Source organism: Bacillus sp. PS196 (assembly GCF_037963555.1).
In the GTDB taxonomy this organism is placed as follows: Bacteria; Bacillota; Bacilli; order Bacillales; family Bacillaceae; genus Bacillus; species Bacillus subtilis.
This window is the reverse complement of the sequence record NZ_CP150159.1, coordinates 3,806,733-3,821,757: the sequence shown is the minus strand read 5'-3', so window position 1 is coordinate 3,821,757 and position 15,025 is coordinate 3,806,733. Positions and strand designations below refer to the sequence as shown.

15 protein-coding genes are annotated in these 15,025 nt (G+C 46.7%); 14 read left to right on the top strand and 1 reads right to left on the bottom strand.

Annotated elements, in window-relative coordinates; genetic code table 11:
* Positions 1 to 5: 5 nt before the first annotated feature.
* Positions 6 to 551 carry a spore coat protein GerQ gene (gene gerQ, locus NST79_RS19795; protein WP_014478336.1) on the bottom strand — a complete coding sequence of 182 codons (546 nt, stop codon included), beginning with the start codon at positions 549 to 551 and terminating at the stop codon, positions 6 to 8.
* Positions 552 to 868: 317 nt separating this feature from the next.
* Here gerQ and spsA point away from each other — a divergent pair, with 317 nt between their 5' ends.
* From spsA to pruA, 14 genes are all read left to right on the top strand, one after another.
* Positions 869 to 1,639 (top strand): spore coat dTDP-glycosyltransferase SpsA, encoded by a 771-nt coding sequence (gene spsA / locus NST79_RS19790; protein WP_101169660.1) that lies wholly within the window; start codon positions 869 to 871, stop codon positions 1,637 to 1,639.
* A 4-nt stretch (positions 1,640 to 1,643) separates the two neighbouring features.
* Entirely contained in the window at positions 1,644 to 3,068 is a 1,425-nt protein-coding gene (locus NST79_RS19785) for a CDP-glycerol glycerophosphotransferase family protein (protein WP_033883411.1), read from the top strand.
* 20 nt (positions 3,069 to 3,088) lie between these two features.
* A complete protein-coding gene (locus NST79_RS19780; RefSeq protein ID WP_181217529.1) occupies positions 3,089 to 4,258 on the top strand; it encodes a DegT/DnrJ/EryC1/StrS family aminotransferase in 1,170 nt (389 codons plus the stop codon).
* A complete protein-coding gene (locus NST79_RS19775) occupies positions 4,259 to 5,128 on the top strand; it encodes a GNAT family N-acetyltransferase (RefSeq protein WP_181217528.1) in 870 nt (289 codons plus the stop codon).
* Positions 5,128 to 6,249: an N-acetylneuraminate synthase family protein gene (locus tag NST79_RS19770; protein ID WP_212060258.1), complete on the top strand. Its 1,122-nt coding sequence runs from the start codon at positions 5,128 to 5,130 to the stop codon at positions 6,247 to 6,249. The genes NST79_RS19775 and NST79_RS19770 overlap by 1 nt, the downstream gene beginning before the upstream one ends.
* Complete coding sequence (locus NST79_RS19765; protein WP_212060260.1) at positions 6,242 to 6,964, top strand: spore coat protein; 723 nt, start codon at positions 6,242 to 6,244, stop codon at positions 6,962 to 6,964. The genes NST79_RS19770 and NST79_RS19765 overlap by 8 nt, the downstream gene beginning before the upstream one ends.
* Before the next feature lie 2 nt (positions 6,965 to 6,966).
* A complete protein-coding gene (locus NST79_RS19760) occupies positions 6,967 to 7,986 on the top strand; it encodes a PseG/SpsG family protein (RefSeq protein ID WP_212060261.1) in 1,020 nt (339 codons plus the stop codon).
* A gap of 24 nt (positions 7,987 to 8,010) precedes the next feature.
* Positions 8,011 to 8,751 (top strand): sugar phosphate nucleotidyltransferase, encoded by a 741-nt coding sequence (locus tag NST79_RS19755; protein ID WP_014478328.1) that lies wholly within the window; start codon positions 8,011 to 8,013, stop codon positions 8,749 to 8,751.
* A complete protein-coding gene (gene rfbB / locus NST79_RS19750) occupies positions 8,751 to 9,698 on the top strand; it encodes a dTDP-glucose 4,6-dehydratase (RefSeq protein WP_015250964.1) in 948 nt (315 codons plus the stop codon). Before NST79_RS19755 ends, rfbB begins: the two co-directional genes overlap by 1 nt.
* A 13-nt stretch (positions 9,699 to 9,711) precedes the next feature.
* Positions 9,712 to 10,563 carry a dTDP-4-dehydrorhamnose reductase gene (rfbD, locus tag NST79_RS19745; RefSeq protein ID WP_015250965.1) on the top strand — a complete coding sequence of 284 codons (852 nt, stop codon included), beginning with the start codon at positions 9,712 to 9,714 and terminating at the stop codon, positions 10,561 to 10,563.
* Complete coding sequence (locus NST79_RS19740) at positions 10,556 to 11,011, top strand: dTDP-4-dehydrorhamnose 3,5-epimerase family protein (RefSeq protein ID WP_014481242.1); 456 nt, start codon at positions 10,556 to 10,558, stop codon at positions 11,009 to 11,011. Before rfbD ends, NST79_RS19740 begins: the two co-directional genes overlap by 8 nt.
* 323 nt (positions 11,012 to 11,334) lie before the next feature.
* Positions 11,335 to 11,799, top strand: coding sequence for a biofilm surface layer hydrophobin BslB (gene bslB, locus NST79_RS19735; RefSeq protein ID WP_003227472.1), 465 nt, complete (start codon positions 11,335 to 11,337; stop codon positions 11,797 to 11,799).
* Positions 11,800 to 11,976: 177 nt separating this feature from the next.
* Positions 11,977 to 13,251 (top strand): glutamate dehydrogenase, encoded by a 1,275-nt coding sequence (rocG, locus tag NST79_RS19730; protein ID WP_015250966.1) that lies wholly within the window; start codon positions 11,977 to 11,979, stop codon positions 13,249 to 13,251.
* Positions 13,252 to 13,477: 226 nt separating this feature from the next.
* Positions 13,478 to 15,025, top strand: a complete 1,548-nt coding sequence (gene pruA, locus NST79_RS19725) for an L-glutamate gamma-semialdehyde dehydrogenase (RefSeq protein WP_212060263.1) — start codon at positions 13,478 to 13,480, stop codon at positions 15,023 to 15,025.

The following is a 15,025-nucleotide window of genomic DNA, read 5'->3' as shown; positions in this document are numbered from 1 at the left end:
TTTTCTTATCTTGGCGAATAGGACGCCATGGAATATGGATACGTATAAGCAATTTCTTCATCAAATGTAATGTAATCGAGGTAGATTGTCAGGAGCAGGTAGCGTGTTCCTGATTTTGGGTCGCTGATAATAATATGATCCCGGCCCGCAGCTTCGATGACGCCGCGAAAAATCTTCGAGCCCCATTCCTTGCTGTTTTCAAATGTCATATAAATGGTGGCCGTTTTCCCCCGATTCAGGCGCAAAATATTCTCGATGTAAGATTCCTCAACAGGCAGCATGCCGGGAACGCTTTGGCCCGGTCCTGACGGTGTAGGCCCCGATGGGATTTGAAAACCGCCGCCCTGCTGCTGGCCCGGGAATCCAAATCCCTGCTGTCCTTGTTGTCCTTGCTGCCCCTGCTGCATTGGCATCATTGGCTGCATCCCCATTGTCTGCATTTGTGAGCCTTGGCCTTGCTGCGGGTACGGGTTGGCGCCAAACTGAGGCTGATACCCCTGCATATTATCAAATCCCTGCATTTGCTGATATTGATTTTTTTTCGGTTTCATATCGTTCCTCCTTTTTATGAAAACCATTCAACATGTTCTGGATGTATAGGTGAACGCTCCGCGATGACTCACCTCCGATGGAAAACGATCATAGTCGCTAGTGCGATTTTTATCTCTTTCACCTTATGAGGCTGATGCTTGGATTATGCTGAAAAAGAACAGCGGACGAATCAGATTTCGCTATGGGCAGCCGCTGTTTTTCATAGACATACACAAACTTTTCGCATATTGGTTTGTATCCCTAGCGCAACTTGAGCATAAGCAACATAAGATAACGATAGTTTCAGGTGTGAAGTTCCAAGAAGGAGGTGTAGGATTTGCCGAAAGTATCAGTCATTATGACGAGCTATAACAAAAGCGATTATGTGGCAAAGTCCATTTCTAGCATACTCTCACAAACGTTTTCAGATTTTGAATTGTTTATTATGGATGACAACTCCAATGAAGAGACGCTGAATGTAATCCGTCCTTTTTTGAATGATAACCGAGTGCGTTTTTATCAAAGCGATGTATCTGGAGTGAAGGAAAGAACAGAAAAAACGAGATACGCGGCACTGATCAATCAGGCGATTGAGATGGCGGAGGGTGAATATATCACCTATGCGACGGATGACAACATCTATATGCCGGACCGCCTCCTGAAAATGGTGCGGGAGCTCGATACCCATTCTGAAAAGGCTGTGATTTACTCAGCCTCCAAAACCTATCATTTAAACGAGAATCGCGACATTGTAAAAGAAACTGTCAGGCCTGCCGCTCAAGTGACATGGAACGCGCCGTGCGCAATTGATCATTGCTCGGTGATGCACAGGTATTCGGTGCTTGAGAAGGTAAAGGAGAAGTTTGGCTCCTATTGGGATGAAAGCCCGGCGTTTTACCGTATAGGAGATGCCCGGTTCTTTTGGAGAGTCAATCATTTTTATCCGTTTTACCCACTGGATGAGGAGCTGGACCTGAATTATATTACCGACCAATCGATTCACTTTCAGCTGTTTGAATCAGAAAAAAATGAATTTGTCAGGAACCTTCCTCCGCAGCGAAATTGCCGAGAGCTGCGTGAATCATTAAAAAAGCTTGGAATGGGGTGAGAGCTTGTCGGCCTATTTAAGCAATTATTGGGTGCTGTACCGGAAGTACGTGGAGCTTTTTGACAAACTTCGCTACAAAGGGATTCCGCTTGGGCTTATCAGTAATTTTTATCAATACATCAGCCCTGAGCTGAGGGTGATGATGGAAGAAGAACCGGAATTATTCGGATCGGTGGATCAGCATATCGATGAGGGACAGATTCAGCCGTTTTTTGAAGAAAGAATCCAAAAAATCGTTAAAACAAATGACAAACCTGTTAAAGGGAAAGTCATTTTGCACTTTGATTACCTGCGTTTTTCAAACGGAAATTACTATCAATTTGATCCTGAAAAAACGGCTGTTTTGGCCAGATGGAGTTTGCCGCATTATTGTGATCTGCCTGTAATTAGCAAGCGGGAGATAGCGGATTCATGCCAAAAAGGCGATTCGAAGCAGTATCTCGAAACAGCCTGTTCGCTTCTCGCCCCTTATGATGATCACCCGGCATTTGGTGATCAAGCGTTTCGCGACCGGCTTTTCAAAGATATTCCTTTATTTATAGAGGCCATTGATACAGTTGATGCGCTGTTTGAACAGGAAAAGATTTCAGCTGTTATTGTCGGAACGGCAGAAGACATTTACAGCAGGGTGCTCGCTCTCATGTGTCAAAGAAAAGGGGCCGTCAGCATTTGTCTTCAGCATGGCGCATTGATGGGAGATGAAGCCTTCATTCCTGTTTTTACAACCTATCAAGCTGTTTTTGGTGCGTATGAAGCAGAGTGGTTCATACGAAAAGGCTGTAAACCCGAGCAGATTCTCGTAACGGGACATCCCCGGTTCGATCAGATTTTTAACAGAACGCCTATGGATATGTCCATATTCTATCGAAAACTTGCTTTTCAGCCGACTAAAAAAATTGTGCTCATTGCCACTCAGCCCTTTTCAGAAGACTTTTATTCCGGTGTGCTGCAGGGGCTTTCTGATCAGAAGCAGCTGCAAATCATTATCAAACCCCACCCGTGGGAAATCGGAAAAAACAAGCTTGATCTGTATCACGAGGCGGCGAAAAAACATCAAGCATGCAGAGTCATCAAAAAGGAGCTGGAGCTTTATGATTTGCTGCCGTATGTTGATGCCGCAGTGACGCAAACCTCGACAGTCGGTCTTGAAGCCATGCTGTTTCAAAAGCCTGTGCTGATCGGAAAATCGTCCGGAAATCGCTCGTATCCGTATTATGAGTCTCTTGGCGATTTTATGTTTGACCAGCCGGATGAACTGGCGCACACCTTGGTTGAAGTTCTTCGAAGTCCCGACGTGCATCAAAAAGCAGAAGAGGCGCGCCTGGCATTCATAGCGGCTAATTATCCGGTGGCAGAATCAACAAATGCTTTATTTGCGGAACTGAAAGCCAAAACAGGGGTTGATTACAGGCGGGAAGATACTGAATAAAATGATAGGAGCGCAAAGAAATGGTGCAAAAGAGAAATCATTTTCTCCCTTACTCATTGCCGTTAATCGGTAAGGAAGAAATTCAGGAGGTTACAGAAACGCTTGAATCGGGATGGCTCTCTAAAGGCCCGAAGGTTCAGCAGTTTGAAAAAGAGTTTGCCGCGTTTGTCGGGGCGAAGCACGCCGTGGCGGTGAATTCATGTACCGCAGCTTTATTTTTGGCTTTGAAAGCAAAAGGGATCGGGCCCGGGGACGAGGTCATTACCTCTCCGCTTACGTTCAGCTCGACCGCCAATACGATTATTCATACGGGAGCGACGCCTGTGTTTGCGGATATTGACCAAAACACGCTCAATATTGACCTGGTAAAGCTTGAGGCGGCCGTCACACCGCGAACGAAAGCAGTTGTGCCCGTCCACTTTGGCGGGCAGTCCTGCGATATGGATGCAATATTGGCTATTGCCCAAAATCATGGTTTATTCGTGCTGGAGGATGCGGCACATGCGGTATATACGACTTATAAGCAAAGAATGATCGGTTCTATCGGGGATGCAACGGCATTCAGCTTTTACGCCACCAAAAACCTCGCGACAGGGGAAGGCGGCATGCTGACGACTGATGATGAGGAGCTTGCCGATAAGATCCGGGTGCTAAGCCTTCACGGCATGAGTAAAGCCGCATGGAACCGTTATTCTTCAAATGGCAGCTGGTACTATGAAGTCGAATCGCCCGGCTATAAGATGAATATGTTTGATTTGCAGGCGGCCCTCGGACTTCATCAGCTGAAACGGCTGGATGATATGCAGAAACGGAGAGAAGAGATTGCCGGCCGCTATCAAACCGCTTTTCAGCAGATTCCTGGGCTGATCACGCCGTTTGTCCATGATGACGGCAGGCACGCCTGGCATCTATATGTTCTGCAAGTTGATGAAAAAAAGGCCGGAGTTACGCGCAGCGAAATGATTACGGCTTTAAAGGATGAATACAATATCGGCACTAGCGTTCATTTTATTCCAGTACACATTCATCCGTATTATCAAAAGCAATTTGGATATAAGGAAGCGGACTTTCCGAATGCCATGAATTACTATAAACGAACCCTTTCTCTCCCGCTCTATCCATCAATGTCTGACGACGATGTAGATGATGTCATTGAAGCTGTGCGGGATATCGTAAAAGGGGCTGATTAAGTGTATACGGTAAAAGAAAATGTTTCCAAAGAGGCGATTGAGGAATTTCTCCAAAGCAGAAAGCTTACACTGGATGTTCCGTATCAATTTTCCCTCGGCCTTTTTGAAAACAGCAGGCTCCAAGGCGTATTGCTTTACGAAGATTCTTTGTGGGAAAGCAAGGTGCTTCAGAAGAAAGTCATGAACGTCAAACTTCTTGCCGCAAATAGTACCGGGCAGCTAATGAGGCTGTTTGAAGCTTTTTATACTGTACGCCAAATGGATGAAACGGATTTTATCTTTGTCCGCGTTCCGGCTGAAGACATCGGAGCCGCGCATGTGATACAGCAGCAGCCATCCTCTTACTTTGTCGGGAGTTTGCTGAAGCTGGCGATGCCTCCGTCTTTTTATGACAAAACACCGCCATTTTTTGAACTGGGCCCACCTGAGCCCGGAGACACAGAAGCGATATGTGAGCTGGCCCGAGACTCGTTTACAAAAAGCAGATATTTTCAGGATCCTCATCTCAGCCGCGATGCAGCAAACAAAATATTTCAGGAGTGGACACGAAACAATCTGAATGGAAGGGCGGCGGTCAATATTGTCGCTAAACACAATGGCGAGGTCATCGGCTATCTTCAGGGCTTATCAAGAGATGATGAGTGCATTCTCGATTTGATGGCTGTAAAGCCGGGATTTGAAGGGAAACGTATTGCGTTTCATTTATTGGCGAATCTCATAGAACAACCGGAGACCCAGAAGCATAGAACGGTAACAGCGGGGACGCAGCTTCACAATGTAAGGGCGATCCGCCTTTATGAACGAATGGGCTTTACCGCTGAACAATCGTATTACTATTATCATATTTGGCCGGGCAAGGAGGCGAAATAATGGCAGCGTTTCAGATCGCGAATAAAACTGTAGGCAAAGACTCTCCTGTTTTTATTATTGCTGAGGCGGGGATTAATCATGACGGGAAGCTTGATCAGGCTTTTGCGCTGATAGACGCCGCGGCGGAAGCGGGAGCGGATGCCGTGAAATTTCAAATGTTCCAAGCTGATAGGATGTACCAGAAAGATCCTGGTTTGTACAAGACGGCAGCGGGCAAGGACGTCTCTATTTTTTCTTTGGTTCAATCTATGGAAATGCCTGCTGAGTGGATTTTACCGCTATTGGATTACTGCCGCGAAAAGCAGGTGATCTTTTTAAGTACGGTATGTGACGAGGGGTCAGCTGATCTGCTTCAGTCTACCTCGCCGAGCGCTTTTAAAATCGCATCCTATGAAATTAACCATCTCCCGCTGCTCAAATATGTCGCCCGGCTGAACAGGCCGATGATTTTCTCGACAGCCGGAGCTGAAATCTCTGATGTTCACGAAGCTTGGCGCACCATCAGGGCAGAGGGAAACAATCAAATTGCCATAATGCATTGTGTGGCGAAATACCCAGCACCGCCGGAGTACAGCAACCTCAGCGTCATTCCGATGCTTGCCGCCGCTTTTCCTGAGGCAGTAATCGGCTTCTCCGATCATAGCGAGCATCCGACAGAAGCGCCATGTGCCGCGGTTCGGCTCGGAGCAAAACTGATAGAAAAGCATTTTACGATCGATAAAGATCTGCCGGGTGCCGACCACTCGTTTGCATTAAATCCGGATGAATTGAAAGAAATGGTCGATGGCATCAGGAAAACGGAAGCTGAGCTGAAACAGGGGATCACAAAGCCGGTCTCTGAAAAACTGCTTGGCAGTTCATACAAAACAACAACCTCCATCGAAGGAGAAATCAGAAACTTTGCATACAGAGGCATTTTTACAACAGCTCCGATTCAAAAAGGTGAAGCCTTTAGTGAAGACAATATCGCAGTGCTTCGGCCCGGACAAAAGCCGCAGGGGCTGCACCCGAGATTTTTTGAACTGCTGACCAGCGGTGTTCGGGCTGTAAGAGACATTCCGGCCGACACAGGCATTGTCTGGGATGACATTTTACTGAAGGACAGCCCGTTTCATGAATGATATTCTCTTTATCATTCAGGCAAGAATGGGTTCAACAAGGCTTCCGGGAAAAGTGCTTCGGCCGCTCGGATCGAATCGTTTACTTGACATTCTCGTTCACCGTGTCCGGCAAAGCGCGTTTTACCAAAAGGATCAGGATAATCTTGTCATCGCCACGTCTGACAAAGAAACTGACGACATATTAGAGGCGCACTGTATCAAACAAGGCTTTCGTGTTTTCCGCGGGAGCGAAGAACGTGTCCTCGATAGGTTTGTGAAGGTCATAGAAGCTGTTAAACCGTCAGTCATTATCCGGTTAACGGGTGATAATCCGTTTGTCGATCCGGAGCTGCTCGATGTAATGATTAAGGCGCATTTTGATCAAGGATCGGATTATACGTATATCCTGAATGCCCCATTAGGGATTTGCGGCGAAGTGGTCAACGCCAACCTGTTAATTGACATCAGCCGTATTCAGAATATGGAGGATCAATATCAGGAGCATGTCACGTTATATATAAGGAATCATCCAGCTCTTTATCGTGTGCAGTTTTTAGAGGCGCCGGAACGATTTCGCGCCCCTCGATATCGGCTGACCATTGATACAAAGGAAGACTATGAATCAATAAAGGCCCTCTATCAAAAAGCAGGCGAGCGCCCCGATGTATCCGCCTCAGAGCTTATCACCCTTCTGAACCGGAATCCCGATGCGGCAATCGAACGAGAGGCTGAATAGCCATGCGTGTTGGGATCTTCGCAGACGGCGGCTATGAAAAGGGAATGGGCCATGTTGTCCGGATGAAGAGACTTGCGGAGGGGCTCAAACAGCGATGCTTGATTACGTTTTATACGAATCAGGAGTCTGAAGCGTTTCTTCATGAAGAGCATTGGCGTGTCATCGTAAAGCCGGAGCTGCAGCAGCACGAATTTATTCTCCGGGAAATAAAAAGCAAGAAGCTTGATTTGCTTTTGTTTGATATTCTAGGCGCGCCTGCAGAGCTGTTAAAGAAAATAAAGACGGAGACAGATGCGAAAATTGTTCTTTTTGAAGAGAAAAACGGTAAATCGATTCAATATAGTGACGCAGTCATTAACGGAATTTACGGTCACATCAGAAGCAGGGTGTACGTTCAGGGAAACACACGCATCTATGAAGGTCCGGACTATCTTATTCTTCACCCCGCCTTTCAGGCCGCAAGAGAGGATTACACACTTAAGAAAGACTGCCGCAATATCCTTGTTGCATTAGGAGGAAGTGATCCGAAGCAGCTTATTTTTAAAGTGCTGGCTGCCGCTGATCAAGTCCCCGACATAAAAGACAAAAACATGATGTTTGTAATGGGGAGCGCTTCACCGCATCAAGAGGCAGTCCGAAGGCGGATCGAAAAGAAGCCGCAGTACAAGATGATCGAACAGACAAATGATATGGCAGGTTTGATGAAACAAGCGGACGCAGCCATTGTCGCCGGCGGCATCTCTCTATATGAAGCCATTTGCATCGGCGTGCCGTGCCTTGTTCTTTCTCAGGTTGAGCATCAAACGGCTACAGCCAAAACATTTGCTGACCAAGGCGCCGCTCTTGATCTTGGATTGGGTGAGCTTGTACCGGATGAAACACTCATCTATCAGATGTCACGCATTATGAGCAGCTATCCTCTTCGCCTTTCTTTGCACAAGGGAGGAAGGCCGCTCGTGGATGGCAAAGGCATTATGCGGGTAACAGCTATTCTTCAAGATTTATATGAACAAGAGATATAAAAATGCATGTAAGGAAGTGTTAATGTGAAAGGTGTTATTTTAGCCGGAGGAAACGGCTCACGCCTTATGCCCTTAACGAAAGCCGTCAACAAGCATTTGCTTCCTGTAGGCCCGTATCCGATGATATACTGGTCGATTATGAAGCTGGAGGAAGCCGGAATAAAAGACATTTTACTCATCAGCCAAAAGGAGCATATGCCGCAATTTTACAAACTGCTTGGGAACGGGGAAGAGCTTGGCGTTACTATCACTTATCAAGTACAGCCGGCAGCATCGGGCATTTCGGATGGGCTGTCTTATGCAAAGCGCTTTACGAAAAAAGAGTCTTTCATTTTATTATTAGGTGATAATATATTTGAAGATTCATTAAAGCCTTATACAGAACGCTTTGAACAGCAGGGGAAAGGAGCAAAAGTGCTTCTGAAAGAAGTTGATGACCCGGAACGTTTCGGGATTGCTGAGATTGATGAGAAAAACAAGCGGATTCGTTCCATCATCGAAAAGCCCGAACAGCCACCGACCAACCTTTGTGTTACCGGCATTTATATGTATGATGCAGAGGTGTTTTCATATATTGAACAAATATCACCATCAAAGCGCGGCGAGCTGGAAATCACCGATGTGAATAATCTATACATCGAAAACAGCCAGCTTACGTATGATGTGTTATCAGGCTGGTGGGTAGATGCCGGAACTCACGAATCGCTTTATCTCGCTTCCCAGCTTGTACACCAGGCTCTACGGAAAGGACAGGACGAAAAGTGATGGCAAAATCATATTTAATTACAGGCGGGGCCGGCTTCATCGGGCTCACGTTTACAAAGCTCATGCTGAGGGAAACGGATGCGCGCATTACCGTTTTAGATAAACTGACGTACGCCAGCCACCCGGAGGAAATGGAAAAATTACAGCAAAACAGCCGTTTTCGCTTTGTAAAAGGGGACATCAGCGTTCAGGAGGATATCGACCGGGCGTTTGACGAGACCTACGACGGCGTCATTCACTTCGCAGCAGAATCGCATGTGGACAGAAGCATTTCCCAAGCGGAGCCGTTTATCACCACAAATGTCATGGGGACATACCGATTGGCGGAAGCGGTCTTGAAAGGAAAAGCCAAGAAGCTGATTCATATTTCAACAGATGAGGTGTACGGGGATTTAAAAGCGGATGATCCCGCGTTTACAGAAACGACGCCGCTTTCTCCTAATAACCCATACTCAGCCAGCAAAGCAAGCTCAGATTTGCTCGTGTTGTCTTATGTGAAAACCCACAAGCTTCCGGCCATCATTACACGATGCAGCAACAATTACGGACCTTATCAGCACAGCGAAAAAATGATTCCGACGATTATCCGTCATGCGAAGCAGGGCCTACCTGTTCCGCTGTATGGCGATGGACTCCAGATCCGAGACTGGCTGTTTGCGGAGGATCATTGCCGCGCAATCAAACTGATTTTAGAAAAAGGAAACGACGGCGAGGTGTATAACATCGGCGGCGGAAATGAACGCACGAATAAAGAGCTGGCGAGTGTCATTTTGAAACATCTGGGCTGTGAGGAATTGTTCGCCCACGTGGAAGACCGAAAAGGGCATGACCGGCGCTATGCGATCAATGCATCAAAGCTGAAAAATGAACTGGGCTGGCGGCAGGAAGTGACGTTTGAAGAAGGCATTGCGCGTACGATTCAGTGGTATACAGACAATGACCGATGAGAAGGTGATCTGATTGACAAAGGTATTGGTAACTGGGGCGGGAGGACAGCTTGGCTTGGAACTATGCCGCCAGCTGAAGCAAGCCGGATATGAGGTCATTGCGTTAACAAAGAAGATGATGAACATTGCTGACCAGCGCTCAGTACGGCATTCGTTTGGCCATTATCAGCCGGATATCGTGGTCAATAGCGCCGCGTTTACGTCGGTTGATCAATGCGAGAAAGAGCTTGATAAAGCGTACTTGATTAACGGAATCGGCGCTTATTATACAGCGCTTGAGTCAACCCGCATCGGAGCTCAATATGTTCATATCAGCACGGACTATGTATTCAATGGGAAAGGAACCCAGCCATATAGGGAAGACGATCCCCTCGATCCAAAAACCATTTATGGCAAAAGCAAAAGGCTCGGAGAAGAACTGATACGATTAACGACAAAAGACAGCACGATCATCAGAACATCGTGGGTGTACGGACATGGCGGCAGTAATTTCGTTGAAACCATGCTGAAGCTTGCTGAAACGAAACAAGAGCTTCGGGTTGTCAGCGATCAAATTGGTTCGCCGACTTATACGAAGGATTTAGCAGAAGCGGTCATCAAGCTGTTCAGCCATCCGCCGGGCATCTATCATGTCAGCAATTCAGGCATATGCAGCTGGTATGAGTTTGCGACGGCAATTATGGAAGAAAGCGGGCTGGAAACAGCCATTTTGCCTGTAACGACAGAGGAATACGGGAACAAAACGCCCCGCCCGGCATACTCTGTGCTGAGCCATCGGGCTATTGAAGAAGCCGGCATCCGCCCCCGCCACTGGCGGGAAGCGTTACGAGAGTATTTGCAGGAAAGGAGCAGTGCGTGTGATTGATGGAGTCAAGGTGAAAAAATTGATGAAGCATAGCGATGACAGAGGCTTTTTTGCTGAGCTGGTCCGGGACGATGAGAATCTCCTTGAGCATTTTGGGCAGGCCTCTTGGTCGAAAAGCTATCCGGGTGTGATTAAGGCATTTCATTATCATGAGAAGCAGGATGATCTCTGGTTCTTCCCAACCGGCCACGCTCAGGTTGTCCTATACGATCTTCGAGAGGATTCAAAGACAAAAGGAGAAACGGACGTCTATTATATGGGCGAAGACAACCCGATGCTGTTATTAATCCCAAAAGGGGTGGCTCACGGATATAGAGTGCTGGGAGAGACGCCGCTGACAATTATCTATTTTACCACCATGTCGTATAACCCGGATCAGCCTGATGAAAAAAGAATTCCGTGGAATGATGAGACGATCGGTTTTAACTGGAACACTGAATTCAGATAAAAATAGGAAGGTGATCAATCGAAGAGCAGAGGCATCTTCGACTTTTTTTGCCCTTTTTTAAAATAGGATAAAAGGTAGAAAATGTCGGGCAGATGTTACTAGAAAAAGAGAGAGAAATCGTCCATTTGAACCTTGTATAAACAGGAAGGAATTCTCATTGAATTCCAAGTGTTAATATTCCTTAAAAAACATTTACTTCCATGGAAAATGATGATAGATTAATTTTTAAGAAAAAGAACTGGTAATTCGCGAATTATGAAAAAGCGCTTTTTCTGCAGAGGACGCTCTGGCCAAATTTCAACAATCAATTAGGGGGAAATGTCATGCTAAAAAGAACTTCATTCGTATCTTCATTATTCATCAGTTCAGCTGTTTTACTATCAATCTTACTTCCTTCGGGCCAAGCTCATGCACAGTCTGCATCAATCGAGGCAAAAACAATTAACAGCACGAAAGAGTGGACCACTTCTGATATTGAAGTGACATATAAACCAAATGCGGTGCTTTCTCTCGGAGCGGTAGAATTTCAATTTCCTGACGGGTTTCATGCTACGACAAGAGATTCAGTGAATGGAAGAACACTGAAAGAAACACAGATTTTAAACGATGGAAAAACAGTCAGACTCCCGCTTACGCTTGATTTGTTAGGCGCATCCGAATTTGACCTCGTCATGGTGCGCAAAACGCTTCCTCGCGCAGGCACTTACACGATTAAAGGCGATGTAGTAAACGGTTTGGGAATCGGCAGTTTTTATGCTGAAACGCAGCTGGTGATTGATCCCCGTTAATCGATAGATTTGTAGTCAGAGACTGAGATGTTTTCAGTCTCTTTTTTTTGTGGATTCAAAAGCTGGTACGGATCTTGCATGATGATAAGGGTGAATCCGATGCAGAAAGGAATTGGCGGGCTGATTTTTTAAAGCGCTTACATTAAAGCCGGCCAAAAAAACAATGAGGTGAAAAAGATGTCAGCAAAGCAAGTCTCGAAAGATGAAGAAAAAGAAGCTCTTAACTTATTTCTGTCTACCCAAACAATCATTAAGGAAGCCCTTCGGAAGCTGGGTTATCCGGGAGATATGTATGAACTCATGAAAGAGCCGCAGAGAATGCTCACTGTCCGCATTCCGGTCAAAATGGACAATGGGAGCGTCAAAGTGTTCACAGGCTACCGGTCACAGCACAATGATGCTGTCGGTCCGACAAAGGGGGGCGTTCGCTTCCATCCAGAAGTTAATGAAGAGGAAGTAAAGGCATTATCCATTTGGATGACGCTCAAATGCGGGATTGCCAATCTTCCTTACGGCGGCGGGAAGGGCGGTATTATTTGTGATCCGCGGACAATGTCATTTGGAGAACTGGAAAGGCTGAGCAGGGGGTATGTCCGTGCCATCAGCCAGATCGTCGGTCCGACAAAGGATATTCCAGCTCCCGATGTGTACACCAATTCGCAGATTATGGCGTGGATGATGGATGAGTACAGCCGGCTGCGGGAATTCGATTCTCCGGGCTTTATTACAGGTAAACCGCTTGTTTTGGGAGGATCGCAAGGACGGGAAACGGCGACTGCACAGGGCGTCACGATTTGTATTGAAGAGGCGGTGAAGAAAAAAGGGATCAAGCTGCAAAACGCGCGCATCATCATACAGGGCTTTGGAAACGCGGGTAGCTTCCTGGCCAAATTCATGCACGATGCGGGCGCGAAGGTGATTGGGATTTCTGATGCCAATGGCGGGCTCTACAATCCGGACGGCCTTGATATCCCTTATTTGCTCGATAAACGGGACAGCTTCGGTATGGTCACCAATTTATTTACTGACGTCATCACAAATGAGGAGCTGCTTGAAAAGGATTGCGATATTTTAGTGCCTGCCGCGATCTCCAATCAAATCACAGCCAAAAACGCACATAACATTCAGGCGTCAATCGTCGTTGAAGCGGCGAACGGACCGACAACCATTGATGCCACTAAGATCCTGAATGAAAGAGGCGTGCTGCTTGTGCCGGATATCCTGGCGAGTGCCGGCGGCGTCACGGTTTCTTATTTTGAATGGGTGCAAAACAACCAAGGATATTATTGGTCAGAAGAAGAGGTTGCTGAAAAACTGAGAAACGTCATGGTCAGCTCGTTCGAAACAATTTATCAGACAGCGGCAACACATAAAGTGGATATGCGTTTGGCGGCTTACATGACGGGCATCAGAAAATCGGCAGAAGCATCGCGATTCCGCGGATGGGTCTAATTTGAGAAGCCTCCGCAAAATAATTTTGCATTTGTTTTTTGCGTAAAGAGCAAAAATCGCAAAATAAATTTGCGTTCAAGATCGGAAAAAGAGAAAGGTGATCACCTGTTAGACAAATTTCTGTTCGATTCAACAAGTTTTTTCAGCAAAAGACAAGAAAATGGCATGATTCTTGCATTTTTATTCATATGCGAAGATATATTTCATAACACGAGGGGGACTACATATGACAGTCACATACGCGCACGAACCATTTACCGATTTTACGGAAGCAAAGAATAAAACTGCATTTGGGGAGTCATTGGCCTTTGTAAACACTCAGCTCGGCAAGCATTATCCGCTTGTCATAAATGGAGAAAAAATTGAAACGGACCGCAAAATCATTTCCATTAACCCGGCAAATAAAGAAGAGATCATTGGGTACGCGTCTACAGCGGATCAAGAGCTTGCTGAAAAAGCGATGCAAGCCGCATTGCAGGCATTTGATTCCTGGAAAAAGCAAAGACCGGAGCACCGCGCGAATATTCTCTTTAAGGCAGCGGCTATTTTGCGCAGAAGAAAGCATGAATTTTCAAGCTATCTTGTGAAGGAAGCGGGAAAACCGTGGAAGGAAGCGGATGCGGACACGGCTGAAGCGATAGACTTTTTAGAGTTCTACGCGCGCCAAATGTTAAAGCTCAAGGAAGGGGCTCCGGTGAAGAGCCGTGCTGGCGAGTTCAATCAATATCATTACGAAGCGCTTGGTGTCGGCATCGTCATTTCTCCATTTAACTTCCCGCTCGCGATTATGGCGGGAACAGCGGCGGCAGCGATTGTGACAGGAAATACGATTCTCTTAAAACCGGCTGACGCAGCCCCGGTAGTGGCAGCAAAATTTGTCGAGGTCATGGAGGAAGCGGGTCTGCCAAACGGCGTTCTGAATTACATTCCGGGAGATGGAGCGGAGATCGGTGACTTCTTAGTTGAGCATCCGAAAACACGGTTTGTCTCATTTACAGGTTCCCGTGCAGTCGGCTGCCGGATTTATGAGCGAGCCGCCAAAGTGCAGCCGGGCCAAAAATGGCTCAAACGGGTAATTGCTGAGATGGGCGGAAAAGACACAGTGCTTGTCGACAAGGACGCTGATCTTGACCTTGCTGCATCCTCTATCGTGTACTCAGCATTTGGATATTCAGGACAGAAGTGTTCTGCGGGCTCCCGCGCGGTCATCCATCAGGATGTGTATGATGATGTGGTGGAAAAAGCTGTGGCGCTGACCAAAACGCTGACTGTCGGCAATCCAGAAGATCCTGATACGTATATGGGTCCCGTGATTCATGAAGCATCCTACAACAAAGTGATGAAATACATTGAAATCGGCAAATCTGAAGGCAAGCTATTGGCCGGCGGAGAAGGCGATGATTCAAAAGGCTACTTTATTCAGCCGACGATCTTTGCAGATGTTGATGAAAACGCCCGCTTGATGCAGGAAGAAATTTTCGGCCCAATTGTTGCGATTTGCAAAGCGCGTGATTTCGATCATATGCTGGAGATTGCCAATAACACGGAATACGGATTAACAGGTGCGCTTCTGACGAAAAACCGTGCGCACATTGAACGGGCGCGCGAGGATTTCCATGTCGGAAACCTATATTTTAACAGAGGATGTACCGGAGCAATTGTCGGCTATCAGCCGTTCGGCGGTTTTAATATGTCAGGAACAGACTCAAAAGCAGGCGGTCCCGATTACTTAATTCTTCATATGCAAGCCAAAACAACGTCCGAAGCTTTTTGA